At 61.9% G+C, this 25,371-nt stretch carries 24 protein-coding genes and 1 pseudogene; 19 read left to right on the top strand and 6 right to left on the bottom strand.

From position 1 onward, the window contains the following. The first annotated feature begins 42 nt into the window (after positions 1–42). Together GGQ66_RS02790 and GGQ66_RS02785 are read left to right on the top strand one after the other, a co-directional pair. The gene (locus GGQ66_RS02790; protein ID WP_183789180.1) at positions 43–897 is read left to right on the top strand and encodes an MBL fold metallo-hydrolase; all 855 of its coding nucleotides are present in this window, start codon (positions 43–45) and stop codon (positions 895–897) included. Between the two features lie 84 nt (positions 898–981). Further along, positions 982–1,728: a YebC/PmpR family DNA-binding transcriptional regulator gene (locus GGQ66_RS02785; protein ID WP_183789178.1), complete on the top strand. Its 747-nt coding sequence runs from the start codon at positions 982–984 to the stop codon at positions 1,726–1,728. 52 nt (positions 1,729–1,780) lie between these two features. On the opposite strand, the pseudogene GGQ66_RS23240 reads toward GGQ66_RS02785, so the two are convergent. The 5 genes and pseudogenes from GGQ66_RS23240 to GGQ66_RS02760 form a co-directional block, all read right to left on the bottom strand. Beyond that, positions 1,781–1,990 (bottom strand): annotated as a pseudogene (locus GGQ66_RS23240) (HAD hydrolase family protein); the annotation flags it as partial. 18 nt (positions 1,991–2,008) lie between these two features. Next, on the bottom strand, positions 2,009–2,383 hold the full coding sequence (locus GGQ66_RS02775) for a haloacid dehalogenase-like hydrolase (RefSeq protein ID WP_237358781.1): 375 nt from the start codon (positions 2,381–2,383) through the stop codon (positions 2,009–2,011). A gap of 81 nt (positions 2,384–2,464) precedes the next feature. Beyond that, on the bottom strand, positions 2,465–3,466 hold the full coding sequence (locus GGQ66_RS02770) for an LLM class flavin-dependent oxidoreductase (RefSeq protein ID WP_183789174.1): 1,002 nt from the start codon (positions 3,464–3,466) through the stop codon (positions 2,465–2,467). Between the two features lie 89 nt (positions 3,467–3,555). Further along, positions 3,556–4,605, bottom strand: coding sequence for a glycosyltransferase family 61 protein (locus GGQ66_RS02765; protein ID WP_183789172.1), 1,050 nt, complete (start codon positions 4,603–4,605; stop codon positions 3,556–3,558). Between the two features lie 101 nt (positions 4,606–4,706). Continuing rightward, entirely contained in the window at positions 4,707–7,007 is a 2,301-nt protein-coding gene (locus GGQ66_RS02760) for a methyl-accepting chemotaxis protein (RefSeq protein WP_183789169.1), read from the bottom strand. A gap of 199 nt (positions 7,008–7,206) precedes the next feature. On the opposite strand from GGQ66_RS02760, the gene ruvC reads away from it, so the two are divergent. The 17 genes from ruvC (at position 7,207) to GGQ66_RS02675 (ending at position 24,715) form a co-directional block, all read left to right on the top strand. Beyond that, the gene (gene ruvC / locus GGQ66_RS02755; RefSeq protein WP_183789167.1) at positions 7,207–7,719 is read left to right on the top strand and encodes a crossover junction endodeoxyribonuclease RuvC; all 513 of its coding nucleotides are present in this window, start codon (positions 7,207–7,209) and stop codon (positions 7,717–7,719) included. An 11-nt stretch (positions 7,720–7,730) separates the two neighbouring features. Beyond that, positions 7,731–8,351, top strand: coding sequence for a Holliday junction branch migration protein RuvA (gene ruvA / locus GGQ66_RS02750; protein WP_183789165.1), 621 nt, complete (start codon positions 7,731–7,733; stop codon positions 8,349–8,351). A gap of 110 nt (positions 8,352–8,461) precedes the next feature. Then, the gene (ruvB, locus tag GGQ66_RS02745) at positions 8,462–9,505 is read left to right on the top strand and encodes a Holliday junction branch migration DNA helicase RuvB (protein ID WP_183789163.1); all 1,044 of its coding nucleotides are present in this window, start codon (positions 8,462–8,464) and stop codon (positions 9,503–9,505) included. Then, positions 9,502–10,389 carry a metallophosphoesterase gene (locus tag GGQ66_RS02740; RefSeq protein ID WP_183789161.1) on the top strand — a complete coding sequence of 296 codons (888 nt, stop codon included), beginning with the start codon at positions 9,502–9,504 and terminating at the stop codon, positions 10,387–10,389. The genes ruvB and GGQ66_RS02740 overlap by 4 nt, the downstream gene beginning before the upstream one ends. A 4-nt stretch (positions 10,390–10,393) precedes the next feature. Next, positions 10,394–10,924 (top strand): NUDIX hydrolase, encoded by a 531-nt coding sequence (locus tag GGQ66_RS02735; RefSeq protein WP_183789159.1) that lies wholly within the window; start codon positions 10,394–10,396, stop codon positions 10,922–10,924. 60 nt (positions 10,925–10,984) lie between these two features. Further along, the gene (gene ybgC / locus GGQ66_RS02730) at positions 10,985–11,428 is read left to right on the top strand and encodes a tol-pal system-associated acyl-CoA thioesterase (RefSeq protein ID WP_183789157.1); all 444 of its coding nucleotides are present in this window, start codon (positions 10,985–10,987) and stop codon (positions 11,426–11,428) included. 223 nt (positions 11,429–11,651) lie between these two features. Continuing rightward, positions 11,652–12,374, top strand: a complete 723-nt coding sequence (tolQ, locus tag GGQ66_RS02725) for a protein TolQ (protein ID WP_183789155.1) — start codon at positions 11,652–11,654, stop codon at positions 12,372–12,374. A 34-nt stretch (positions 12,375–12,408) separates the two neighbouring features. Further along, positions 12,409–12,864, top strand: a complete 456-nt coding sequence (gene tolR / locus GGQ66_RS02720) for a protein TolR (RefSeq protein ID WP_183789153.1) — start codon at positions 12,409–12,411, stop codon at positions 12,862–12,864. Between the two features lie 10 nt (positions 12,865–12,874). After that, the gene (gene tolA, locus GGQ66_RS02715) at positions 12,875–14,056 is read left to right on the top strand and encodes a cell envelope integrity protein TolA (RefSeq protein WP_183789151.1); all 1,182 of its coding nucleotides are present in this window, start codon (positions 12,875–12,877) and stop codon (positions 14,054–14,056) included. Between the two features lie 14 nt (positions 14,057–14,070). Then, positions 14,071–15,375 (top strand): Tol-Pal system beta propeller repeat protein TolB, encoded by a 1,305-nt coding sequence (gene tolB, locus GGQ66_RS02710; RefSeq protein ID WP_183789149.1) that lies wholly within the window; start codon positions 14,071–14,073, stop codon positions 15,373–15,375. A 197-nt stretch (positions 15,376–15,572) separates the two neighbouring features. Beyond that, complete coding sequence (gene pal, locus GGQ66_RS02705; RefSeq protein WP_183789147.1) at positions 15,573–16,100, top strand: peptidoglycan-associated lipoprotein Pal; 528 nt, start codon at positions 15,573–15,575, stop codon at positions 16,098–16,100. Between the two features lie 180 nt (positions 16,101–16,280). Then, entirely contained in the window at positions 16,281–17,273 is a 993-nt protein-coding gene (gene ybgF, locus GGQ66_RS02700) for a tol-pal system protein YbgF (protein ID WP_183789145.1), read from the top strand. A gap of 2 nt (positions 17,274–17,275) precedes the next feature. After that, positions 17,276–18,586, top strand: coding sequence for a tRNA lysidine(34) synthetase TilS (tilS, locus tag GGQ66_RS02695; protein ID WP_183789143.1), 1,311 nt, complete (start codon positions 17,276–17,278; stop codon positions 18,584–18,586). Between the two features lie 120 nt (positions 18,587–18,706). After that, a complete protein-coding gene (gene ftsH / locus GGQ66_RS02690; protein ID WP_183789141.1) occupies positions 18,707–20,635 on the top strand; it encodes an ATP-dependent zinc metalloprotease FtsH in 1,929 nt (642 codons plus the stop codon). A gap of 263 nt (positions 20,636–20,898) precedes the next feature. Then, on the top strand, positions 20,899–21,951 hold the full coding sequence (locus GGQ66_RS02685; RefSeq protein ID WP_183789139.1) for a thioesterase domain-containing protein: 1,053 nt from the start codon (positions 20,899–20,901) through the stop codon (positions 21,949–21,951). Between the two features lie 150 nt (positions 21,952–22,101). Continuing rightward, positions 22,102–23,454 carry a phosphoglucosamine mutase gene (gene glmM, locus GGQ66_RS02680; protein ID WP_183789137.1) on the top strand — a complete coding sequence of 451 codons (1,353 nt, stop codon included), beginning with the start codon at positions 22,102–22,104 and terminating at the stop codon, positions 23,452–23,454. Positions 23,455–23,875: 421 nt separating this feature from the next. Continuing rightward, a complete protein-coding gene (locus tag GGQ66_RS02675; RefSeq protein ID WP_183789135.1) occupies positions 23,876–24,715 on the top strand; it encodes an outer membrane protein in 840 nt (279 codons plus the stop codon). A 75-nt stretch (positions 24,716–24,790) separates the two neighbouring features. Here the strand turns inward: GGQ66_RS02675 and GGQ66_RS02670 are convergent, their stop codons facing one another. Then, complete coding sequence (locus GGQ66_RS02670; RefSeq protein ID WP_183789133.1) at positions 24,791–25,309, bottom strand: DUF992 domain-containing protein; 519 nt, start codon at positions 25,307–25,309, stop codon at positions 24,791–24,793. Between the last annotated feature and the right edge of the window lie 62 nt (positions 25,310–25,371).

Below are 25,371 nucleotides of genomic sequence, written 5' to 3'. Positions count from 1 at the left end.
CATCCTTACGCTTCAGATCGAAGACCGGATGCGAGCCTTGCCATGTTCAGGATGCTTGCCGTAGTCGTTACTGCCCTGTTGTCTTTCGCGGTGGATGTTCGTGCGCAAGCCGCCCGGGCACCTGTCAGCCAGTGCCAGGCCATTGCGAGCCGCTTGCCCGGCGTCACCTTCGCCAGCTTCAGTCCCAAGGATATCAGTTTCGTTGCCGGCGTTGCAGCCAAAGACGAGGTGACGATCACCTTCATCGGCCATTCGACCTTTCTTCTCCAAAGCCCGGAGGGCGTGCGGATCGCCACTGACTATAATGGCTGGTTTCCGATTTCCCCGGCGCCGATGGTTGCCACCATGAACCGGGCGCACGCCTCGCATTTCACCCTGACCCCCGATCCGGCGATTGCCCATGTGCTGCATGGCTGGGGCGATGAGCCCGGCACCAAGGCCGACCATGATCTGGTGGTGGGCGACACCTATATCCGGAACGTCACGACGGACATGCGCACCTTCCGGGGATGGGGCGCCGATGACGGGGCGGATACGATGGAGCCCGACCAGAATTCGATCTTCATCTATGAGATGGCCGGCCTCTGCATCGGCCATCTCGGCCATCTCCATCACGAACTCACGGACACGCATTATGCAGAGATCGGCCGTCTCGACGTGCTGATGGTGCCCGTCGATGGCGGGCTGACGATGGGGGCAGACAGCATGAGCCGGGTGGTGAAGCGGTTGCGCTCCTCGCTTATCCTGCCCATGCACCGGCCTGGCAATCCACGCGACCGCTTCATCGAAATGTTCGACGGCAAGTTCGACGTGTCCTTTTCCATGAGCGACAGCGTGACGGTTTCGATGCGCACACTGCCGAAAAAACCGTCCATCCTCGTGCTCAGCGGCATGTGAGCAAAAAGCGGCCTTGCCCTTGAACGCGGGCGCTTTCGCTCTTATAAGGCCCCCAATCCGTAAAATTTGACGTCAAGGGGTGTCATGGCTGGCCATTCACAGTTCAAAAACATCATGCATCGCAAGGGCAAGCAGGACTCCGTGCGATCCAAGATGTTTTCCAAGCTCGCGCGCGAAATCACCGTCGCCGCCAAGACGGGCATGCCCGATCCGAACATGAACCCGCGCCTGCGTCTGGCCATCCAGAACGCCAAGGCCCAGTCCATGCCGAAGGACAACATTGAACGCGCCATCAAGAAGGCCGCCGGCAATGATGGCGAGAACTACGATGAAGTGCGCTACGAAGGCTACGGCCCCGGCGGCGTTGCCGTCATCGTTGAGGCGCTGACCGACAACCGCAACCGCACCGCCTCCAACGTCCGTTCGATCTTCACCAAGGCTGGCGGTGCGCTCGGCGAAACCGGTTCGGTGTCCTTCTCCTTCGATCGCGTCGGCGAAATCACCTACAAGCTTGCCGTCGGCGATGCCGACAAGGTGATGGAAGCCGCCATCGAGGCCGGCGCCGAAGACGTCGAGACCGACGAGGAAGGGCACACCATCTATTGCGGTTTCGAGGATATCGGTGAGGTTTCCAAGGCGCTCGAAGCCACGCTCGGCGAAGCCGAAACCGTCAAGGCCGTCTGGAAGCCGCAGAACACCATTCCGGTGGACGAGGAAAAGGCCCAGTCGCTGATGAAGCTGATCGACAATCTGGAAGACGATGACGATGTGCAGAACGTCTATTCGAATTTCGAGGTGTCCGACGAAGTCATGGCCAAGCTTTCGGCCTGATCCTCTCTTGTGATCGCATCAAAGCCCGGCGCTTGCGTCGGGCTTTGTCGTTTCAGGCGGGTGACTGAAGAATGTCTTCAACAATGGCCGAGATGTCGGCATCGGGCCAATGGTGAACATGCTGAAGGTCCTGCGGCAAATCGGTGCCGACGAAGTATCCCCGACCGGCAAATTTCAACATGGGTATGTCACCGTACGAATCTCCCGCAGCCACCAAACCACGCTGATCAATCTCGAGCGTCTCCAGAAGCGTTTGCAGCCATGTCGCCTTGTCTTCGGATCAGAAACGGGCAATGCCGTTTTCTGGCGACCATCCTGTGCCAACCGCGTAATCCGCACCGAGATCGGCGGCCAGCCATTCCACGGCAAATTGCCATGTAATGGAGACCAGAGCGATCTTGACGCCTTGAGACTTCAGACGGGCAAAGCCGCTTCTGACACCCGGTGCAAGGCGAAGGTCCCTAAGATACTCGATGAGCGTTGCCTGACTATAGGGACGACACCATTCGAGCATGGCGTGTCGTCCATCCGCTATGTCTTCGCGGGCCCGGAGCCGCTCGAACGCTGCCATTTCCGATGAACGTCCAATGTTGCGTGCTATGCATTCGCAAGTGTTTTCGCCACGCAACAAGGTCCCGTCCACATCGAACGCCATTAATCCGGGGGCGGTCATGGTCTGTCCTCTCTGAAGGTCGCGGGTCAGCGGCAAGTTCTCCGGGGCCGGCAGATTGTCGCTTCAGGCGACCTTTCGCATCAGGCCCGTCAGGCCGGCGAAGAGGTCGACGGAGTGGAGGCGGGCGTCGATACTGTGGATCGGCATGGAGACGATCAGTTCGTCGGCGCCGGTTTCGTTCAGGAAAACCGTCAGTTGCGACTCGATGGTTTCCGGCGCGCCGACAGCGGCGAAGCGCAGCGTGTGTTCCACATTGTGGCGTTCCAGATCGGTCCACAGACCGTCCATGCTTTTCACCGGCCTTGGGAATTCGGTGCGCACGTTGCGGCGCAGGTTGATGAACTGCTGCCTGGAACTGGTGAAGAGGTATTGTGCCTCCTCGTCCGTATCGGCGGCGACGCCCATGACGCCGACCATGACATAGGGCTTTTCCAGTGCGCCCGACGGCTGGAAGCGTTCGCGGTAGATGGCGATGGCATCCATCAGGTAGTCCGGGGCGAAATGCGAGGCAAACGCATAGGGCACGCCGAGCGCTGCCGCCAGATGGGCGCTGTAGAGGCTCGATCCCAGCACCCAGATCGGTACATGGCTGCCCTTGCCGGGCACGGCGAGAATGCGCTGGTCGTCGCGCGGTTCGCCGAAATAATGCATCAGTTCCACGATGTCGTTCGGAAAGTTTTCCGCGCCCGCTTCGAGATTGCGGCGCAGTGCGCGGGCCGTGCCCATGTCGGTGCCGGGTGCACGGCCAACGCCCAGATCGACCCGACCCGGGAAGAGGGCGGCCAGCGTGCCGAACTGTTCGGCGATGACGAGCGGCGAATGGTTCGGCAGCATGATCCCGCCCGAACCGATGCGGATACGCTTCGTGGCCTGCCCGGCATGGGCAATGACGATCGATGTCGCCGCGGAGGCAATGCCCGGCATGCCATGGTGTTCGGCCAGCCAGAACCGGTTATAGCCCTGTTCCTCGGCCCGCATGGCCATGCGCCGGGTGTTTTCCAGCGCGTCGCTGACGGTGTCGCCAGCGCCGATGGGCGAGAGATCGAGGATGGAGAAGGGGATCATGAGCGTCGTCCTGGTTTGTCAGGCCGTTAACATGGGGACGGGACTTCGGGATTTCGAGCCATAGGCCGGCAAAAGCCTGTTGTTCGCCATCACACACCCTGCTCGTCGAGGACGCGATCAAGCAATGGCAGGTCGGCATGCCAGGTGGTTTCATCGGGATTGCCGTTGGCCAGAACGGCGGTCACCGGATCGGCAGGGTTGACGATGAACGAATAGTCCAGTCCGAGAAGCTGGCCGATGCGGATGAAGCACATATTGACGTAATTGCCCTGGGCCAGTTCAATGACACGAGCCGGTGCGCGGGCCACGTCGCAATAGATGAGATTGGTCAGACCCGCGCCATGGGGGGCGACGATTACCTCTGCATCGCGGAAAGCCGCCATCTGGTCGGCCAGGCGCAGGTCCGACAGTTGCAGGATCTCGAAGCCGCGCGCCAGCAGGCGCTGCTCGACGGCATCTTCGTTCATCAGCCGCCGTTTGGCGCTATCCTTGCGGGTAATGTAGAGCTTGCGGCCGAAGGTGCGGCTGGGTGCGATGCGGCCGAGCGGTTCGCGCAGCAGCCGCACGATCTGCGGGTGAGGGAAATGGGTGAAGCCATCACCCAGAAGGTTGCAGCAGTGGCCGCCGGTGATGATCGCCATCTGCTGGGGAGCAATCTCCATCACGTCCATTTCGACGCCATGAAGCTGCAGCATTTCAAGCATGGTCGGCGTCAGCCCCGCCGTTGCAATGGCGCCGCCGGAAGGTTTGATCGCGATCCTGTAGAGCAGGATGGCGGCCATGCACTGCGTGGTCCAGTGAAAGTAATTATGCGCGAAGATGTTGCTGGCAACCAGCATGCTCTTGCCGGCGTCCTCCATCGTCCGCGTCTGGGTCACGCCCGCAAAGAAGTCCTTCAGGGGGAGATGATCCGCAAGAAGGACCGTTTCCTTGAGGAGGCCGCTCCGGGCCGAAATCACATTGAAGGCATGTCCGTTGACGATCAGATCGTCAGGGCCGCTGAAGGAGACGCCCGGTGCCTCAAAGCCATTGCTGACATTGGCGATCAGGACGCTGAAGTCCTGTTCCGGCGGCAGTGCCTGCGAAAAGAACAGGTTCGGCGGCCGGACGCCAACAGGCATGGGAGCGAGGACCTTCATGAATTCTCCTGCCGTCGGGCTGCGGCTCATTCGTCAGTCGACCGCTACGACAGTAAACTTGTCTCGGCCTTGCCCGGTGTGTCCGGGCGAAGCCCCCCGTCTCAGCCGGCCCGCCGGAAAGCCGATGGCGCGGCGTCCGCGTCCGTCAGCGTGAAATGGCCGATGCGGTGATCCATCTCGCCGGCTTCACCAGCCAGGCGGTGAATGGCCCGTGTCGTTTCGCTGACCATGGCCGCGTTTTCCTGCGTCACCTGATCGAGATCGGCGATCGAATGGCTGATCTCGCCGACCATGGTCGCTTCCTCGCGGGTGGAGGCCATGATCGATGCAATCTCGGCATTGATGTTTTCCACATGGGAACCGATCTCGGTCAGAGCCTTGCCGGCCTTTTCCACCAGTGCAACGCCGTGGGTCACGTCCTGCGTCGATTTCTTGAGAAGTGTCGTGATCTCGCGGGCAGCCGTCGATGAGCGCTGCGCGAGTTCCCGCACTTCCTGCGCCACCACCGCAAAGCCCTTGCCAGCCTCGCCGGCACGGGCGGCCTCGACGCCGGCATTCAGCGCCAGAAGATTGGTCTGGAAGGCAATTTCCTCGATGACGTGGATGATGGTGTTGATCTGCGCGGACGAGGACTGAATGGCCTCGATGGCGCTGATGGTCTGGGCCATGACCTCGCCGGATTGCTGTGTGCCGGCCTGGGCGGTGGCGGCGATACGGCCGGCCTGTTCGGCCTTGGCGATCTGTTCGGCAATGGCGCGGTTGATGGTTTCGATGGAGCTGACCGTCTGGGTGATGGCAGCGGCCTGGCGGCTGGTGCGGTCCGCCAGCCGGTCGGCATCCTCGCGCATTCGCTCCGAACCCTCGCGCACCGTGCCGGAATTGCCGCCGATGGCCGTCATTGTATCGTTAAGGCGGGCGATGGCGCGATTGAAGTTGAGACGCAGCGCCTCCGTCTCCGCCGGGAAGGGGGCGCGGATTTCGTAGGAAAGGTTGCCTTCTGCCAGTTCGCCGAGGCCGCGGTCGAGTTCATGCACCACGGCCTGAAGGCTCCGGGCTTCGGCGTCGCGTTCGGCCAGACGCTCACGGCGTTCGGCAGCGGCGCGGGCCTCGTTTTCGGCATTGGCTGTTTCCATGCGACGCTGCTGCACCAGTGCCTGCCGGAAGCTTTCCAGCGCGCGGGCCATGACGCCGGTTTCATCCTTGCGGGTCTGGTCGCTGATGTCGCGATCCAGATTGCCCTTGGCCACCTCGCCGGTGGCGTTGGCGAGACGGGCAAGCGGCGACAGCATGCGGTTCATGCTGACGAGCGTGGCGATGGCGCTGGCAGCCAGAACAGCAAGGCCGGCGATGAGAAGCACGGTGGCGATCTGGCGCGTACCGGCCTCGATCTCGCTGAGGAGCAGGCTTTCGGAAATTGTCGCGCGCTGGCCTTCGAAGGCGACGGTGCGAAGGTAGCTGCGTTGCATTTCAGTGCCGCGCGCGGAATCCACGTCCGCGATATCCAGACCGGAGGCATCCGGCACCTTGGTCAGCATCTGGGGCTCGCTCGTGCCGAGCATGGCGAAGCGGCCAGTACCATCGCGACCGAAAATCTGGCCTGCGCCATTAATCAGCGTCGACTCCAGGCTGGAACCCGAAGCATGTCCCTTTTCAAGAATGGAGAGCACGGCACTGTTGCGGACGTGGAAGAGCATGATCGCCTTCAGGGCGCCGAGCCGAACGACCGGGACGGCGAAGGTCAGTGCGGCTTCCGGATTACCGGCTTCCGTCATCAGGCCGGAGAAGCTGGCCGCTGCCTCGCTGTCTTCGGTCAGCGTTGCGGCGCTCGTCCTGGCGCGCTCGAAAGCGGCGGCAAGACTGCCGCTTGCCCATGGTGATGCCGTGAGGTTTTCCGCAAAAGCCTGATCCTTGCGGTAGGAATAGAAGACCGTGCCATCCGGTGACGCAATCAGCAGGTCATCGAACGGGGTTTCCTGGAGGTAGCGTGCGACGTCGGCCTGAACCGTCTCATGCGTGGAATAATAGAAGCCGCTCGGCCCTTCCGGTTTCAGCAGCTTTTCCCTGTCCTTCATCGGATTGCCGGTGACGAAAACCTGCCGCAGTTCCGCACGGGCGTCGCCCGATGACTTCTGAAGCGTGTTCCAGCCACTGCGCAATCCGGTCGCAGCGCTTTGAAGCGTTTCCATGCGGGCGATCGAACCGGCCTGCTGCGCCATCAGCGCCATCTGCTCCTTCAGCATGTCGCCCCGGAAGATCAACACCTGGCGCATGTTCGCCGAGGCCTGCTCCTGCAGGACGCTGCGGCTGGAGAGATAGGCGAGGACATTGAGGGCGGCGACCGAAAAGAGACTGAGGAACAGAAAGATTGCAGTAACCTTGAAGGCAAGCGAATGGCGGTTCATGGCGCGATGGCTTCCAGTTATAGCGGGCGTTTAAGACAAGGCGTGCGTGTGGGCCCGCCCGAAGGTTCATCTCCCGGTTTGTTAGAGAACGCTTATGATCTTAATTGCCGGTAAAGAGCGAATGACAAAAACCAATGGGCTGTTTTTGTTTTGTTCACATTTCGGTGGCACCCATGAAGGCACACAGCTAGGGTGAAACATGCAGGAAACGATTCGCATCATCGGTATCGATCCGGGGCTTCGGCGGACCGGTTGGGGCGTCATCGAGACGCTGGGAAACAGCCTGCGCTTCATTGCGTCGGGCACCGTCACGTCGGATGGCGACATGGATCTGGCCTCGCGCCTGTGCCAGCTTCATGACGGTCTGGCGGATGTGGTTCACCAGTACCGACCCGATGAGGCGGCAGTGGAACAGACCTTCGTCAACAAGGATGCGGTGGCGACGCTGAAACTCGGCCAGGCGCGCGGCATTGCCATGCTGGTGCCGGCCCGTGCCGGTCTGCCGGTGGCGGAATATGCACCGAATGCGGTCAAGAAGGCAGTGATCGGCGTCGGTCACGGTGACAAGCAGCAGATCCAGATGATGCTGAAGATCCTGATGCCGAAGGCGACCTTTACCGGCGCGGATGCGGCGGATGCGCTGGCGTTGGCCATCTGCCATGCCCATAATCGTGGCGGCACCCGCATGCGCATGGCAAAACTCGCGGGTTAGGGAACAGCGGCATGATCGGCAAGCTCAAGGGAACCATCGACGAGATCGGCGAGGATTATGCGCTGATCGACGTACACGGCGTCTGCTATGTCGCCTATTGCTCGTCGCGCACGCTGGGCAAGCTCGGCAGTCCGGGTGAGGCGGCGGTGCTGTTCATCGAAACCTATGTGCGCGAGGACCAGTTGAAGCTGTTCGGCTTCCTCTCGGCGCTGGAACGGGAATGGTTCAACATTCTGCAAAGCGTGCAGGGTGTCGGCGCCAAGGTGGCGCTGGCCATTCTCTCGACGCTGACGCCCCCGGAACTCGCCAATGCCATCGCGCTGCAGGACAAGACCTCCGTCTCGCGCGCACCGGGCGTCGGTCCGAAGGTTGCGACGCGCATCGTGACTGAACTGAAGAACAAGGCGCCCGCCTTTGCCGGTGAGGCCTCTGCCAATATCGGGCTCAAGCAGGAGATCGGCGAAGGCGTTGCCTCCGCGCCGGTGGCTGACGCGGTTTCGGCGCTCACCAACCTCGGCTATTCGCGGGATCAGGCGGCCAATGCGGTTGCGGCGGCGCTGAAGAACGGTGGTGAGGGGGCCGACAGCGCCAAGCTCATCCGCCTCGGTCTCAAGGAACTTTCGCGTCCGTAAAAAGCCGTTATCCGCTGGCAAAGGCCGGGAAACGATTTAGAACGGTCATCGTGTTTCGATTTCGATACCGGGTGTTTGCCGAATGGCAACACCCAGACTGCTGAGGGTTCATGAGCGAGGAAAGCCGGCTGATTTCTTCGGAAAAACGCGGTGAGGATATCGATGCGGCGATGCGCCCGCAGTCACTGGACGAGTTTACCGGCCAGGCGGAAGCGCGCGCCAACCTGAAAGTCTTCATCGAGGCGGCCAAGGGGCGTGGCGAAGCGCTGGACCATGTGCTGTTCGTCGGTCCGCCGGGCCTTGGCAAGACGACGCTGGCGCAGATCATGGCCAAGGAACTCGGCGTCAACTTCCGCTCGACCTCCGGCCCGGTCATCGCCAAGGCGGGCGATCTCGCCGCGCTGCTTACCAATCTCGAAGAACGCGACGTGCTGTTCATCGATGAAATCCATCGCCTCAATCCGGCCGTGGAGGAAATCCTCTATCCGGCGATGGAGGATTACCAGCTCGATCTCATCATTGGCGAGGGGCCGGCGGCGCGCTCGGTGAAGATCGATCTCGCCAGGTTCACGCTGGTGGCGGCCACCACGCGTCTCGGGCTGCTGACGACGCCGTTGCGCGACCGTTTCGGCATTCCGGTGCGCCTGAGCTTCTATACCGTCGAGGAACTGGAAGGCATCGTGCGGCGCGGGGCGCGGCTGATGGGCCTGCCGATGACGGAGGAGGGGGCCCGCGAAGTCGCCCGCCGTTCGCGTGGCACGCCGCGCATCGCCGGCCGCCTGCTGCGGCGGGTGCGTGACTTTGCCGAGGTGGCGAAGGCCGAGGCGGTGACGCGGCAGATCGCCGACGAGGCGCTCAACCGCCTGCATGTCGACGCCATGGGTCTCGACCAGCTCGACCGGCGTTACCTCACCATGATCGCCATGAATTTCGGCGGCGGGCCTGTGGGCATCGAGACGATTGCGGCGGGGCTTTCGGAACCGCGCGACGCCATCGAGGATATTATCGAACCCTACATGATCCAGCAGGGTTTCATCCAGCGCACGCCGCGCGGGCGGGTGCTGACCGCCAATGCCTGGAAGCATCTCGGTCTTGCCGCTCCGAAGGAACTGGAGGCCGCGCAGTTCCGTCTTTCTCTGGACGATGAGGAATGATCGGTCGTCGCGCCTTCATGAAGGCGTTGGGATTCGGGGCCACGGGCATGCTGGCACTCGGCTCCTACGCCGTCGGCGTCGAACCACTGATGCGGCTGAACACGACCCGCTACCGGCTGAAGCCCAGAAACTGGCCTGAAGGCTTCCGGCTGAAGCTCGTCGTGCTTGCCGATATCCATGCCTGCGAACCATGGATGCCGCCGGCGCGTGTGGCGCGGCTTTGCGAATATGCCAACAGCCTTGGTGGCGATATGATCCTGCTGCTTGGCGACTATCTCTCGCACATGACGCTGGTGACGGATCATCTTCCGGCCGATGTGGTTGCCGGTGCGCTCGCGGGGCTGAAGGCGCCGCTCGGTATCCATGCGGTGTGCGGCAATCACGACTGGTGGCAGGACAAGAAGGCGCAGCGGTATCATCTCAAGGAAACGGCGATGCACCGGGAGCTGAGGAAAGTTGGCTTTTCCGCCCTCTCCAATCAATCGATCCGCATCGATGCCGGCGGGCAGGGGCTCTGGATTGCGGGCGTCGAAGACCAGCTTGCCTATTTAGACGATGACGGCATTACCGGGCTCGATGATCTGTCGAAAACGCTCGACCAGGTCACCGATGACGCACCGGTCATCGTTCTTGCCCATGAACCGGATATCTTCCCGGTGGTTCCCGACCGGGTGTCACTGACGCTGTCCGGCCATACGCATGGCGGGCAGGTCAATCTTTTCGGCTGGCGTCCAATCGTGCCATCCGAATACGGGGCGCGTTATGTCTATGGTCATGTGGTGGAGGAAGGGCGCGATCTCATCATTTCCGGAGGTCTTGGCTGTTCCGGCCTGCCGGCGCGCTTCCTGCAGCCGCCGGAAGTCGTCGTGATCGAACTGGGGTAAGGGAATGGCCGGTCGAAAGCTCATCCGCATCAAACAGAAAAAGGAAGGCCGCGTCTTCCAGATGCGCGTTGCCGGCCTTGCCTTTCGCGAAGGCCACCTGCTGGTCCACCGCGCCACGCATGAAACGTTCTGGACCATTCCGGGCGGTCGTGCGGAGATCGGCGAAACGTCGGAGCAGACGCTGGTGCGCGAAATGGACGAGGAACTGGGCGTAACCGCCACCGTCAATCGACTGCTGTGGTCCGTCGAGAACTTCTTTCATTATGAAGGCGCGGATTTCCACGAATACGGGCTCTATTACCTGATGGAGATCCCGGACAGCTTTCCCTTTCACCCCTCCGCCATCGTCCATCGCAACACAGACGGCAAGAGCGAGCTGGAATTCAGATGGGTCGAGGCGACCAAATCAGCGCTGACGGCACTCGACCTGCCGCCCTATTTCCTGGCCGAGCAGATCGAGGATCTGCCGGAAAGTCCGCGCCATCTTGTGTGGCATGACGGCGATCTGGACATTGTCGCGGCGGGCAAGACATGACGTCGCCCCCCCCCCCCCCGCCGTGCGGGGCGAGGAAAAATTGAGACACCGGAGTTCACCATGACCCATCACCACATTCCGCTTTCCGGCGAAATCGATGCCGAGGGCCGGCATCATCTGACGCAGCGTGTCTATTACGAGGACACGGATTTTTCCGGTCGCGTCTATCATGCGCGTTACCTGCATTTCCTTGAGCGCGGCCGCACCGACTATCTGCGTTGCCTCGGTGTCGCGCAGGGCGAGCTTGCGGGTGACGAGGCGGGGCTGGTCTTCGTGGTCGGGCGCATGGAAATCGACTTCAAGGCGCCGGCCCTGATGGACGACGTACTGACGGTGCTGACGAAGACGGAGGAGGCCGCCGGCGCGCGCATGGTCATCGCGCAGGAGATCCGGGTCGGCGACAGGCTGATCGTTTCCGCGCGGGTGCAGGTGGCGGCCATCAGCAAGGCCGGACGTCCGCGCCGTTTGCCGCCGGAGCTGGCGGCCCGGCTTCTCGGTGTTTGAAGTGCGTGCCGCGATGCAAAAAGAACACGCTTCGTAACTATGTTTTAACCATAATAATGTCCTAATCACCGTGACATGGAATGTGCGTCGAACGCCTTCCTTTGACCAAAATTAAAAGCAAGAAGGCGAGGACGGGCCCTAGGCCGACACCACGGCTTCACGCAGCAACGCTCTTTGGATCGCCCGGTCTCGCGCCGGGCGTTTGGATTCGGGGATATATTCGATGGAACAGGTAGAACTGGCAGCCGCGGCAACAGATGTAAGCCTATGGGCTCTGTTCATGCAGGCAGGCTTCATCGTCAAGCTGGTCATGCTCGGCTTGCTGGGGGCTTCCGTCTGGACCTGGGCGCTGGTCATCGACAAGGCGGTGACCTTCCGCAAGGCACAGCGCCAATACGATCATTTCGAGCAGGTCTTCTGGTCGGGCCAGTCCCTCGAAGAGCTTTACCGCACGCTGGCCGAGCGGCAGAACACCGGCTTGGCCGCGATCTTCGTTGCTGCCATGCGCGAGTGGAAGAAGAGTTTCGAGCGCGGTGCGCGCTCGCCCATCGGCCTCCAGATGCGTATCGACCGGGCCATGGACGTGACCATGGCTCGCGAAAGTGAAACGCTGGAAGCGCGGCTTTCCTCGCTTGCCACCATCGGTTCGGCTGGCCCCTTCGTCGGGCTGTTCGGTACGGTGGTCGGTATCATGACCTCGTTCCAGGCCATTGCCGGCTCGAAGTCCACCAACCTTGCGGTTGTTGCGCCTGGTATCGCCGAAGCGCTTCTCGCCACGGCCATCGGCCTCGTGGCCGCTATTCCGGCGGTTATCGCCTACAACAAGTTTTCCGGCGATGCCGGCAAGCTCAACGCGCGCATGGAAGGCTTTGCGGACGAATTCTCCGCCATTCTTTCGCGCCAGATCGATGAGAAGCTTCAGCCTCGCCCGCAGGCGGCGCAGTAACGGCTTTTCAAGCGAACGAGCGGAGACCTGAACGATGGGCATGGCTGTAGGCGGTAACAATTCGGGCGGCGGCGGGCGTCGCCGGCGCGGTGGTGGTCGCAAGGCTGCGATCAGCGAAATCAACGTGACGCCGCTCGTCGACGTCATGCTCGTGCTGCTCATCATCTTCATGGTGGCCGCACCGATGATGACCGTCGGCGTGCCGATCGACCTGCCGGAAACCTCGGCCAAGGCGATGAATTCCGATACGCAGCCGATTACCATTTCGGTCAATCCGGCGGGCGAGATCTTCCTGCAGGAAACGCCGATTGCTCTTGAGGAAGTCGTTCCCAAGCTCGAGGCCATTGCCACCACCGGCTATAACGAACGCATCTATGTGCGCGGCGATACCAATGCCGGCTATGGCGTCGTCATGAAGGTCATGGCCAATATTTCCGCCGCCGGCTTCAAGAATATCGGGCTGGTCACGCTTCAGGAAAAGGGCAAGTGATCCTATCGCCATGAAGGGCAGTCTTCTTACATCCGTTGCAGTGCACGTTCTGCTTCTGGCCTTGGCGATGACCACGCTGAGCGCGCCGGAGAAGTTCGACGTGGCCGACGTGGAAGCGCTGCCGGTCGATATCGTGCCCATCTCGGAAATCACCCAGATCCAGCAGGGCGACAAGACCGCCCCCAAGGCCGAAAAGGCCGCGCCTGTTCCGACGAAGAATCCGAAGCATGTCGAAAACGCCGAGAACATGGGCGAGAACGATGTCGACCTGAAAACGCCGCCGACGCCGCAGACCCGGCCGAAGGACCAGGAAGTCGCTGCCGCGCCGACGCCGACGGAAAAGCCCGCGCCGATCCAGGATTCGAAGCCGACCGAATCCAAGGACATCGTGAAGGAAGATACCGCGCCGCCGGTTCCGAATGTGAAGCCGGAGCCGAAGCCGCCGGAACCAAAGCCGCCGACGCCCGAGCCTAAGCCTCCGGAGCCGAAACCGCCGGAACCCAAGCCGGAGCCCAAGCCACCCGAGCCCAAACCGCCGGAACCCAAGGCCGATACGAAACCTGCCGAGCCGCCGCAATCGGAAACGGGTGAAATTCCCGTGCCGCAGAATGTGCCGACGCCGCAGCTCAGGCCGAAGCCGCCGGAAACCAAGGTGGCCGACGCCAAGCCGACGGATTCCAAGGCAACGGATCAGGCGAGCGCCTCCAAGGATGCCAAGGCCGACGCGAAGAAGCAGGAAGCGGCGAAATCCGCATCCAGCAAGCAGAGTGATTTCAATGCCGACGAAGTCGCCGCACTTCTGAACAAGACGGATGCCAAGGGTGGCGGCGCCAAGCGCTCCGCCGACAAGGCGGCCTTCGGTGGGAAGAAGACGACGGGTGGCTCGACCCTTTCGCAGAGCGAGATGGATGCGTTGCGTGGCCAGATCCAGAAGAACTGGTCGGTCATATCAGGCATCGAGGGCGCCGAAGGCGTCATCATCAAGGTGACGATGAAGCTCGACCAGAATGGCGAGATCATCGGCCAGCCGGAAGTGGAAGCCTCCGGCGGATCGGATTCGGCGCGGCGCACGTTGCAGTCGAGCGCGTTGCGCGCTGTGCGCCGTTCGGCGCCCTTCAAGGGCCTGCCGCCAGACAAATATGATGCGTGGAGCGAAGTCGTCGTGAACTTCGACCCGAGTGAATTGCTTTGAAAGGCTTTGAAACCATGATGAAACGAACGTTCATCCGCCTCATGATCGCGTTCGCCGGCATGGCCGTTGTGTTCGCGAGCCCGGCTCAGGCCAGGGTGGAGATCAACATCAACAAGGGCAATGTCGAGCCTTTGCCGATTGCCATCACCGACTTCCAGGCAGCCGATGCGCTTGGGACGCAGGTGACGGACGTGATTGCCGCCGACCTCAAGCGTTCGGGCCTCTTCGCGCCGATCAGCAAGTCGGCCTTCATCGAGAAGATTGCCAATCCGGATCAGACGCCGCGCTTCGAGGACTGGAAGGTCATCAATGCGCAGGCGCTGGTCACCGGTCGCGTCGTGCGCGAGGGCGGTCGTCTCAAGGCGGAGTTCCGCCTGTGGGATACCTTCTCCGGCCAGCAGATGGCCGGCCAGCAGTTCTACACGCAGCCGGAGAACTGGCGCCGCGTGGCCCATATCATCGCCGATGCGATCTATAAGCAGATCACCGGTGAGGATGGCTATTTCGATACGCGTGTCGTGTTCGTTTCCGAAAGCGGGCCGAAGAACGACCGCAAGCGCCAGCTTGCCATCATGGATCAGGACGGCTTCAACCTGCGCGTTCTGACCAATTCCAAGGACATCGTGCTGACGCCGCGCTTCTCGCCGAACCAGCAGGAAGTGACCTATATGTCCTTCGAGGGCGGCCAGCCGCGCGTCTATCTGCTCCAGCTTGAGACCGGCCGTCGCGAAGTCGTGGGCAACTTCCCCGGCATGACGTTCTCGCCGCGCTTCTCGCCGGACGGGCAGCGCGTCATCATGTCGCTGCAGCAGGACGGCAACTCCAACATCTATACGATGGACCTGCGTTCGCGCACCACAACGCGCCTGACCAATACCGGCGCCATCGACACGTCGCCCTCCTATGCGCCGGACGGTCGCCGGATCGTCTTCGAAAGCGACCGCGGTGGACGCCAGCAGCTCTATGTCATGAACTCCGACGGTTCGGGCCAGAACCGCATTTCCTTCGGCGATGGTTCCTATTCCACGCCGGTGTGGTCGCCGCGTGGCGATCTGATCGCCTTTACCAAGCAGTCGGGTGGCAAGTTCTCGATCGGCGTGATGAAGCCGGACGGTTCGGGCGAGCGTATCCTGACGACGGGCTTTCACAATGAAGGCCCCACCTGGGCGCCCAACGGCCGCGTGCTGATGTTCTTCCGGGACAATGCGGGTTCGGGCGGTTCGCAGCTCTACTCGATCGACCTGACGGGCTATAACGAACAGCGCGTTCCGACGCCGGCCTTTGCATCCGACCCGGCCTGGTCGCCGCTGCTGGAGTAATTTGGGCAGTATCGCCACTTTCCTGCCGCAAAGTCCTGTGAGGGAACTCTCCAGTTTTCAGTAAATCGTTCCGCAACCTGCGATTCTTCGCCTTGCGGAACGACTTTCATAAAGCGTTAACCATAATCATTGGGTGTCGATTAACCGAGAGGGGTTAAGGTTCGGCAACCTTAATGAAATTCGCAAGGAGACCGGCGATGAGCCGCACCAACACCATGGCCGCTGGCCGTATGCAGACTCTCGCGCGTAACCCGGTTGTCGTCGCTCTCGCGATGACCCTCGCTCTGGCAGGTTGCGCGTCCAAGAAGAACCTTCCGAACAATGCCGGCGAGCTTGGCCTCGGTGGCGCAGGTGCCGCGACGCCCGGTTCGACGCAGGACTTCACCGTCAATGTCGGCGACCGCATCTTCTTCGACACCGACTCCACCTCGATCCGCGCCGACGCCCAGCAGACGCTAGCTCGCCAGGCCCAGTGGCTGAAGCAGTATCCGAACTACGCTATCACGGTCGAAGGCCATGCCGACGAACGCGGCACGCGCGAATACAACCTGGCTCTCGGTGCCCGCCGTGCTTCCGCGACCCGCGATTACCTCGCTTCGCTCGGCATTCCGGCTTCCAAGATCAAGACGATCTCCTACGGCAAGGAACGTCCGGTCGCCGTTTGCGACGACATTTCCTGCTGGTCGCAGAACCGTCGCGCCGTCACGGTGCTCGGCGGCCGCTGATCGGCCCCAATGCCATGAAACGACAAAAAGGGCGGCCCGCAGGGACCGCCCTTTTTCTTTTCCATGTTTTCGCCGAACTTGCCTGCTTTCTGAGGCGTTGGAAAATGTCAACATTCATGCCATTGAAGGCAAGGGTCCGGTTTGCCGGATTGTCGTTTCAACGTTTTGAGGACGTATCAGATGAGGAAACTTGTCGTGGCGGGGATGCTGGGGCTCGCCGCCTTCACCGGGTGGCAGGGCACGGCGTTTTCCCAACCGCTTTTCAGGGCATTCAGTGCACCGGCTCCGGTGCAGGAGGAGCAGCCGATCATTCTGGCGCAGGCCAATGAGGCCGCGCGTATCCAGCAGCTTCAGGAAGAGATCCGCCAGCTCAATGGCCGGGTCGAGGAAATGAGCTTCCAGATTCTGCAGATGCAGGAACAGATCCGCAAGGCGCAGGAAGACAACGAGTTCCGTTTCCAGGATCTGGAAAAGGGCGGTGCTGCTGCGCCGAAGAAAAAGAGCGAAGCGCCGGCCGATTCGACCGCCTCGCCCACGATCGCCACTGCGTCGCCCTCCTCCGGGACGGGCGCACCGGCGGGCGGCGACGATATCGCCAGTATCATCACCTCGGAAGGTCCGGCGGAGGGCGGGGCCTCTTCCGCCACCGCCGCACCGCCGACCACGCTCGGTTCGGTCAAACTCGATGCGAACGGCAACCCCGTGGGTTCCACCATGTCTGCGCCCGGCGCGAATGCTTCGTCCCTTCCCGGCGTGGCGACGGCTGCGCCGTCGAAAAAGGCCGCCCAGGGTAGCGACGAGGATCTGTACAAGGCTGCCTACGGCCATGTCCTGGCTGGAGATTATCCCGTGGCCGAGAAGGAATTCGCGCAATACGCCTCTTCCTATCCCAAAGGCGCGAAGATTGCCGACGCCACCTTCTGGCTGGGCGAGGCGCAATACTCGCAGGGCAAGTACAGCGATGCGGCCAAGACATTTCTGAACGGCCATCAGGCCTATGGAAAATCGCCGCGCGCGCCGGAAATGCTGCTCAAGCTCGGCATGTCGTTGGCCGCGCTCGATAATCCCGATGTCGCCTGCAAGACGCTGCGCGAAGTGCCGACCCGCTATCCCAACGCTCCCAAGGCCGTGCTGAGCAAGGCGGCCAGCGAACAGAAACGGCTCGCCTGCTGACGGTGAGCCCTCCGGTTCCCGCGACTTCGGCCTGCGAAGCCGCCGCACGGCACTTTCTGGCGCGGCTTGAGCGTCCGTCGCGCCTTCTGGTCGCGATTTCCGGCGGCAGCGATTCGACCGGGCTTCTGATGGCGCTCCACCGGGCCGCCGATGCCCGGCACCGGCTGTTTGCCGTCACCGTCGATCATGCCCTGCGCCCGGAAGCCGCCAGCGAGGCGGCGGCTGTGGCAGGCCTTTGCGCGCGTCACGGCATAGCGCATCTGACATTGCGCTGGGACGGGGAAAAGCCTCAGACCGGACTTTCGGCGGCGGCGCGCGGGGCGCGCTATCGGCTTCTGAAACAGGCGGCTGTGCACTTTTCCGCCGATCTCGTACTGACTGCCCACACGGCTGACGATCAGGACGAGACCGTTGCGATGCGCGCCATGCGTGGCGGCGGTGCGGATGATCGGGGAATGGCAGGCATGGCGGCGGCGGTGCTCTACGACGGTGCGGTTTGGATCGCCCGGCCCTTCCTTGGGCTTCGGCGCGAGGAAATCCGGGATGCGCTGACCGCTTGGGGCGTCGGCTGGATCGATGATCCCTCCAATGTCGATCCGCATTACGAGCGGGTGCGCATGCGCAATGCGTTGGCCGCCGGCACAGTGGATGTGCCCGATGCGGCTCACGCGGCGCAAGGCCGCCTTGAGCGGGCGGTTGCCGCGGCCGGTTTTATCGACGCGCATGTCGGGCTCCATGCTGGCGTTCTGGCGCATATCGCTCCATCGGGGCTTTCAATCGATCCTGCCATCCTGCGCTTTGCCCTTTCAGGGCTGATCGCCGCATTGGGCGGGCGCGAAAACGGCCCATCCTCGCAAGCGATGGACCGGTTGGTCGCGATGATCGGGCGAGGGGTGCCCGACCGGATGACGCTTGGCCGGGTGTTTGCGGCGCTGCGCCGTGACGGGCTCTATCTGGTGCGGGAACGGCGCGACCTGCCGGTGCTGATCATTCCGGCTGGCGGGGAAGGGGTGTGGGACGGGCGGTTCGACCTGCGCAATCGACTGGATGGGCCGGTGACCGTGGCTGCTGCCGGAGAGGTCGAGGTTACGGCGCTTGCCGCCCGTTTGTCTGGCCTGCCGGCCTCTCTGGTTGCGCGTGCCGCACATGTTCTGCCCTGTGTTGTGGTGCCGGATGACGACCGGTTCGTTGATATACGGCCACGTATTGCGCCTTACGATCTGTTCCTGCCGCTTTTCGATTTGCCGTTTGCCAGTTCGCTGGCCCGGCTCTTTGGTCGCCAAGTATTTACCGCACCTGCAGTTAGTCTCTGAAGCGTGATGGGAAAAAGCATGAAAAACGTGTCCTCGCCTTGGCAAGCGCGGGGGCGGGCCCTATGTTAGAGTTCAAAATTGGGCGTTATACATGCGCCAGATGCATTCGCGGGGAGTTCAATGAACCCAAATTTTCGCAACCTCGCTCTTTGGGCCATCATTGCCCTGTTGCTGATTGCGCTGTTCAGCATGTTCCAGACCACGCCGACGCAGACCAGCGGCAGGGAAATTCCCTATTCGCAGTTTCTGCGTGAAGTGGATTCCGGCCGCGTGCGCGATGTGACGGTGACCGGCAACCGCGTGTTCGGCAGCTATCTGGAAAACGGCACGGCCTTCCAGTCCTATGCGCCGGTCATCGACGACAGCCTGATGGAGAAGCTTCAGGCCAAGAACGTCACGATCATGGCCCGCCCGGAAACGGACGGGTCTTCCGGTTTTCTGAACTGGCTCGGCACGCTGCTGCCGATGCTGCTTATCCTCGGCGTCTGGCTGTTCTTCATGCGGCAGATGCAGGGCGGTTCGCGCGGCGCGATGGGCTTCGGCAAGTCCAAGGCCAAGCTCCTGACCGAAGCGCATGGGCGCATCACCTTCGATGACGTCGCCGGTGTGGACGAAGCCAAGCAGGACCTTGAGGAAATCGTTGAATTCCTGCGTGATCCGCAGAAGTTCCAGCGGCTTGGCGGCAAGATCCCGCGCGGTGTGCTGCTCGTCGGCCCGCCCGGCACGGGCAAGACGCTGCTCGCCCGCTCGGTGGCCGGCGAAGCCAACGTGCCCTTCTTCACCATTTCGGGTTCCGATTTCGTGGAAATGTTCGTCGGCGTTGGCGCAAGCCGCGTCCGCGATATGTTCGAACAGGCCAAGAAGAACGCCCCCTGCATCATCTTCATCGATGAAATCGATGCCGTCGGTCGTCATCGCGGCGCCGGTCTCGGCGGCGGCAATGACGAACGCGAACAGACGCTGAATCAGCTTCTGGTCGAGATGGACGGCTTCGAGGCCAATGAGGGCATTATCCTCATTGCCGCGACCAACCGTCCGGACGTGCTCGATCCGGCGCTGATGCGTCCTGGCCGTTTCGACCGTCAGGTCGTCGTGCCGAACCCGGACATCGTCGGCCGCGAGCGCATCCTCAAGGTGCATGTCCGCAACGTGCCGCTGGCGCCGAATGTCGATCTCAAGGTTCTGGCCCGCGGCACGCCCGGTTTCTCCGGTGCCGATCTCATGAACCTCGTCAACGAAGCCGCCCTCATGGCCGCCCGCCGTAACAAGCGCGTCGTGACCATGGCGGAATTCGAGGACGCCAAGGACAAGATCATGATGGGGGCGGAACGCCGCACCTCTGCCATGACGGAAGCGGAAAAGAAGCTGACGGCCTATCACGAAGCCGGTCATGCGATCACTGCGCTCAACGTTCCGGTTGCAGATCCGCTGCACAAGGCCACCATTATCCCGCGCGGCCGTGCGCTCGGCATGGTCATGCAGCTGCCGGAAGGCGACCGCTATTCCATGAGCTACAAGTGGATGGTGTCGCGCCTCGTCATCATGATGGGTGGCCGCGTTGCGGAAGAGCTGACCTTCGGCAAGGAAAACATCACGTCTGGCGCGTCCTCGGATATCGAGCAGGCGACCAAGCTTGCCCGCGCCATGGTCACGCAGTGGGGCTTCTCCGACCTTCTCGGTCAGGTTGCCTATGGCGAAAACCAGCAGGAGGTTTTCCTCGGCCATTCCGTTTCGCAAAGCCGGAATGTCTCGGAATCGACTGCCCAGAAGATCGATACCGAAGTACGCCGCCTCATCGAGGAGGCATACACGGAAGCCCGTCGTATCCTGACCGAGCAGCACGATGCATTCGTGACGCTCGCCGAAGGCCTGCTCGAGTTCGAGACGCTTTCCGGTGAGGAAATCAAGGCGTTGATTCGTGGTGAACGTCCGACCCGCGACAGCGGCGATGACGTACCGCCGTCGCGTGGTTCCGCCGTGCCGAAGACGGGCACGCGCAAGGATACCGGTGGCGAGCCCGAAGGCGGGTTCGAGCCGCAGCCGCACTGATTACCGGCGCTTGCCGTATTTCGAAGGCCCTTCCCGCTCGGCGGGAGGGGCCTTTTTCGTTGCGCTCTCTGAAGTCATCCCTGAACCGACTCTATGAAATTGGTAACTAAGCCAACGGGTTTTAGTGGGTTATTCACCGTTCTTTACTCTTCTCTTGCTCCCTTTCCCTAAACTCTTGTGCAAATGTAGCGCGAGGCGTGGGACATGTGTTTTGCGCTTGAGGGGCGATGCTGGAACAATTGAAAGCGATTTGCGAACAGATCTTGCGTCGGCCGCTGGCTGCGGACGACGATCTTTTTGCTGCTGGCCTGAATGTGAACCGCGCTCTCAATATCGTGCGGCTTTTCTGGCTGGAGAGCGGTGTTGAACTCGACGTTAACACCTTCATCGAGCGGCGAAGCCTGAGCGAGATCGCTTCCATGCTGGCCGAAGGCCGCTCGGGACCGGAAGACAAGGCCATCCTGTTGCAGGCAGGTAAGGGTGCGCCGTTGTTTGCCTATGCCGGCGGTGTCAGTGTGTTTCTCGAGATCCGCGAACTCGTCCAGTCCCTTGACTATTGCGGACCGGTCTACGGTCTTCGTATGACGCCGTTCGAGCGCCCGCCGGGTGACGCTGCGACGGTGGATGACGAGGTGCGCGAGGCTGTGGCGGTCATCAAGTCCATCCAGCCGGAAGGGCCATATCGCCTGCTTGGTTACTCCTTTGGCGGGGTGCTGGCGCTGGAAGTGGCGCGGGCGCTGGAAGCGGCAGGCGATGAAGTTGCCTTTTGCGGCATGATCGATACGCCCCAAAATGACCATGCCTGGCCGTTTCATCTGTGGGCGGATCTGATGATGCGCCGTGGCCTGCGCAAATTGAAGCTCGCATTTAGGAGATTGGTCGTTCCGCGGAGCCATATGGGTGTTGCCGCCTGTGGTGACATCCTGTCGAAGGATGCGTTGCGACGGTTGAGCGAGGCGGGGCGGGGCCGTCACCTTTTCTTCCGTTTCCGCAGCCCGCAGCACCCGAATTACCCATATTTTGCGCCGCAATGGGTTGGAGGGAATACGCCGGTCTATACGCAGCGCGGCCGCGAATTGCTGCGGCTCAAGGGGCTGTTCCGGCCGCGCCCCTATCAGGGACGCGTCACCTTTTTCATCGCGGCACAGGGGTCTCCGGTCGATTGCGATCCGGAAGCGCTGTGGCGGCCCTACCTTTCAAACGCGGAATGGATTCGCATGAAGGGAAACCACCTGAGCATCGTCGTCGGGCGTAATGCACGTCTTCTCGCCGGGGAAATCTCCAGGCGGATTGCCGCGGGCCAGGTCGCGTCATAGTAACGACATGTAATCCGTTTTGACGGTAATTTACGTGCCAGACAGGCCGATTCGTGGCATGGGAGCATGAACGGTCGCAGGCGGCCCGCGCGGCTGCCAAGGCCGCCTGAAAGGACCCTGCCGCATCGACGGCAATGAAACGGAGTTGACATGACACGTCGTTATTTCGGAACGGACGGTATTCGCGGACGGTCCAACACTTTTCCGATGACGCCCGATCTGGCGATGCGCGTGGGCATCGCGGTCGGTACACTGTTCCGGCGCGGCAGCCATCGCAACCGGGTCGTGATCGGCAAGGACACGCGCCTTTCCGGCTACATGCTCGAAAACGCGCTGGTGGCGGGTTTCACCGCCGCCGGGCTTGACGTGTTCCTGCTCGGCCCCATCCCGACACCTGCCGTCGCCATGCTGACGCGCTCGCTGCGCGCCGATATCGGTGTGATGATTTCCGCGTCCCACAATCCCTTTGCCGACAACGGTATCAAGCTGTTCGGCCCCGATGGCTACAAGCTGTCCGATGAACTGGAAACCCAGATCGAGGCGCTTCTTGGTGACGATATCTACAGCCAGCTTGCCCGTCCGGAAGATATCGGCCGCGCCAAGCGCGTCGATGGTGACATCTATCGCTATATCGAGTTCGTGAAACGCACGCTGCCGCGCGACGTGACGCTGTCCGGCCTCAGGATCGCCATCGACTGTGCCAACGGCGCCGCCTACAAGGTTGCACCCACCGCGCTGTGGGAACTGGGCGCCGAGGTCATCACCATCGGCAACACACCGAACGGCACCAACATCAATCTCGATTGCGGCTCCACCAGCCCGCAGGCCCTGCAGGCCAAGGTGCATGAGGTGCGGGCCGATATCGGCATCGCGCTTGATGGCGATGCAGACCGCGTCATCATCGTAGACGAGAAGGGCCAGATCGTCGATGGCGACCAGCTCATGGCGGTGATTGCCGAGACCTGGGCCGATGATGGCACGCTGAAGGGCGGCGGTCTCGTGGCAACCGTCATGTCCAATCTCGGGCTGGAACGCTTCCTCACCGACAAGGGTCTCGGGCTTGCGCGCACCAAGGTGGGCGACCGCTATGTGGTCGAACATATGCGCCAGCATGGTTTCAATGTCGGCGGCGAACAGTCCGGCCATATTGTTCTGTCCGATTTCGGCACGACCGGCGACGGGCTTGTGGCTGCTCTGCAGGTTCTTTCCGCCGTCAAGCGCAGTGGAAAGACCGTGAGCGAAATCTGCAGCCGGTTCGAGCCGGTGCCGCAGCTTTTGCGCAATGTGCGCTTCAGCGGCGGAAAACCGCTGGAAGACAATGCCGTGAAGCAGGCGATCGCGGATGCCGAGGCCGAACTTTCCAAGCGTGGACGTCTCGTCATTCGTCCCTCCGGCACGGAACCGCTCATCCGCGTGATGGCGGAGGGAGATGACCGCAACCAGATCGAGCGCATCGTCAGCGATCTTTGCGGCGTGATCTCCAATGTGAAGACAGCGGCCTGATCTTTCACCGTCTCTGAAGCTGGCTGAGCATCGCAAGGGCACATATGCCGGGACCGTCGTCAGACCGGGCTGAACGGGACCGCAAATCGTCGAGGCGAATGGCGCGCGTTGGGTTCCCGCTCAAACCCAATGCGATCGGGTTCGTCATCGAATCGGGCGGTTTCCGCTTCCACTTCGGCGGAACGGATCACATCGACTTGCCCCTCCCGGCAAGCCGGGTTGTCTGTAGCGGCCCGGCTTTTTTCGCTAAAATCACGCGTTTCGCCCGTCGCGCAGAGCGGCGTTCCGGCAATTTTATGGCGAATACGCAGTAAACAGGCGTAGTTAAGCGCGCCTTAACTTTTATTCCTCATTATCCATAGCTGATAAGGGCGTCGTGAAGGTATTGCGGCGTCGCTCAAGGCACTTTGGAGACATTGCCATGAAATCGAGCGTGGTCGGCTTTGTTGCCGCTCTTTCCGCATGTACATCGGCGTTCGCAGCCGATCTTTATCAGCCCGCGCCTCCGGTTCTGAATGCTCCGGAAGTCGTCGTCAACGATGCCAGCGGCTGGTATCTGCGCGGTGATGTCGGCTATTCTTTCAACAAGCTTCGCGGCGCGAATTTCTTCCAGGGCTCGAATTCGCTGGTGACGGATTTCACCACCGCTTCGCTCAAGGATTCTTTCATCGTCGGTGCCGGTGTCGGTTACCAGATCAACAGTTATCTGCGCTCGGATTTGACGTTCGACTATCTCGGGAAATCGGACTTTAACGGTTCGACCAAGGGCGGCGGTGCGGCCTTCGGCGCCTGCGTTGGTCCCTGCACCTCGTCTGACCGTTCTTCGATGAATGCCTACTCGCTGATGGCCAACGCCTATGTCGATCTCGGCACCTATGGCGGTTTCACGCCTTACGTCGGCGCCGGTCTCGGCGGTTCCTACGTGAAGTGGGACAAGCTGCGCAACACCGCCTGCGCCGATGACGGCAGCGGCTGCGATCCGACCCAGGAACATGGCGGCAAGGGCGGCTGGCGCTTCACCTATGCGCTCATGGCCGGTGCGTCCTACGACCTGACCTGCAACATCAAGGCCGATGCCGGCTATCGCTTCCGCCATATCGAGGGCGGCGACATGTTCGGCTATAAGGCCAATGGTGGTCCGGGTTATGACAAGGGCATCAACTCCCACGAACTGCGGATCGGCGCTCGCTACGTGTTCAATGGTTGCTCGGCCCAGCCCTATGAGCCGCCGATGATCGCGCCGCCGCCGGTCTACAAGTAAGCGGCCAGCCAACATTGAATCAAAAAGGCCCGCGCCGATGAAGCGCGGGCCTTTCCACATTCATGGATCAGGCAATCAGCCTGCGGGTGTCAGCGTCACGCTCGTCGAGGCGGCGGCGACGTTGAGGCCGACCTGACCGGTGACGGAAAGGGGCTGAAGCTGGATGGAGCCATTGGTGCCGCCGATCAGCACGTTTGCGCCGATGCCGATGCCAGCGGTTGCTTCGGCGCTGACGCCACCATAGATGCCGCCGAGCGAACCGGTGTGGTAACCTGCGGTCGGAGCGAACACGGCCCAAGCGATCTTGCCGCCGGCGGTGTAGCCGAGATCAACGCCGATCTTGCGTACGAAGCCGCTGTAATGGTCTACGCCACCACGCACGGATTTGAAGGTGCAATCGAGCGTCTTGGACGAGCCGAGCAGGTAACCGCCGCCCGAACCGATATCGCAGGTCAGGATGCCAACCTTGACGCCGCCCGATGCATCGGAAGACGCCATCGGCGGCGTATAGCCACGGGTGAGATCGGCAGCCGAGAGGCCGGTTGCCGAACCGGCGGCCAGCGATGCGGCGAGAAGGATTTTCTTGACGTTCATGGTCTTTGTCTCCCTGTGTCCGTTCCCTTGAATAACGCATGGCACGGATTTCCGTTCCACAT

It is taken from the genome of Allorhizobium borbori (genome assembly GCF_014196535.1).
Lineage (GTDB): Bacteria > Pseudomonadota > Alphaproteobacteria > Rhizobiales > Rhizobiaceae > Ectorhizobium > Ectorhizobium borbori.
This window is presented reverse-complemented; position numbering and strand designations above follow the sequence as displayed.

Bases quoted from the DNA above. Each gene is read 5' to 3' on its own strand.
- GGQ66_RS02790 (WP_183789180.1), top strand. From the start codon at position 43: ATGTTCAGGATGCTTGCCGTAGTCGTTACTGCCCTGTTGTCTTTCGCG.
- GGQ66_RS02785 (WP_183789178.1), top strand. From the start codon at position 982: ATGGCTGGCCATTCACAGTTCAAAAACATCATGCATCGCAAGGGCAAG.
- GGQ66_RS02775 (WP_237358781.1), bottom strand. From the start codon at position 2,383: ATGGCGTTCGATGTGGACGGGACCTTGTTGCGTGGCGAAAACACTTGC.
- GGQ66_RS02770 (WP_183789174.1), bottom strand. From the start codon at position 3,466: ATGATCCCCTTCTCCATCCTCGATCTCTCGCCCATCGGCGCTGGCGAC.
- GGQ66_RS02765 (WP_183789172.1), bottom strand. From the start codon at position 4,605: ATGAAGGTCCTCGCTCCCATGCCTGTTGGCGTCCGGCCGCCGAACCTG.
- GGQ66_RS02760 (WP_183789169.1), bottom strand. From the start codon at position 7,007: ATGAACCGCCATTCGCTTGCCTTCAAGGTTACTGCAATCTTTCTGTTC.
- ruvC (WP_183789167.1), top strand. From the start codon at position 7,207: ATGCAGGAAACGATTCGCATCATCGGTATCGATCCGGGGCTTCGGCGG.
- ruvA (WP_183789165.1), top strand. From the start codon at position 7,731: ATGATCGGCAAGCTCAAGGGAACCATCGACGAGATCGGCGAGGATTAT.
- ruvB (WP_183789163.1), top strand. From the start codon at position 8,462: ATGAGCGAGGAAAGCCGGCTGATTTCTTCGGAAAAACGCGGTGAGGAT.
- GGQ66_RS02740 (WP_183789161.1), top strand. From the start codon at position 9,502: ATGATCGGTCGTCGCGCCTTCATGAAGGCGTTGGGATTCGGGGCCACG.
- GGQ66_RS02735 (WP_183789159.1), top strand. From the start codon at position 10,394: ATGGCCGGTCGAAAGCTCATCCGCATCAAACAGAAAAAGGAAGGCCGC.
- ybgC (WP_183789157.1), top strand. From the start codon at position 10,985: ATGACCCATCACCACATTCCGCTTTCCGGCGAAATCGATGCCGAGGGC.
- tolQ (WP_183789155.1), top strand. From the start codon at position 11,652: ATGGAACAGGTAGAACTGGCAGCCGCGGCAACAGATGTAAGCCTATGG.
- tolR (WP_183789153.1), top strand. From the start codon at position 12,409: ATGGGCATGGCTGTAGGCGGTAACAATTCGGGCGGCGGCGGGCGTCGC.
- tolA (WP_183789151.1), top strand. From the start codon at position 12,875: ATGAAGGGCAGTCTTCTTACATCCGTTGCAGTGCACGTTCTGCTTCTG.
- tolB (WP_183789149.1), top strand. From the start codon at position 14,071: ATGATGAAACGAACGTTCATCCGCCTCATGATCGCGTTCGCCGGCATG.
- pal (WP_183789147.1), top strand. From the start codon at position 15,573: ATGAGCCGCACCAACACCATGGCCGCTGGCCGTATGCAGACTCTCGCG.
- ybgF (WP_183789145.1), top strand. From the start codon at position 16,281: ATGAGGAAACTTGTCGTGGCGGGGATGCTGGGGCTCGCCGCCTTCACC.
- ftsH (WP_183789141.1), top strand. From the start codon at position 18,707: ATGAACCCAAATTTTCGCAACCTCGCTCTTTGGGCCATCATTGCCCTG.
- glmM (WP_183789137.1), top strand. From the start codon at position 22,102: ATGACACGTCGTTATTTCGGAACGGACGGTATTCGCGGACGGTCCAAC.
- GGQ66_RS02675 (WP_183789135.1), top strand. From the start codon at position 23,876: ATGAAATCGAGCGTGGTCGGCTTTGTTGCCGCTCTTTCCGCATGTACA.
- GGQ66_RS02670 (WP_183789133.1), bottom strand. From the start codon at position 25,309: ATGAACGTCAAGAAAATCCTTCTCGCCGCATCGCTGGCCGCCGGTTCG.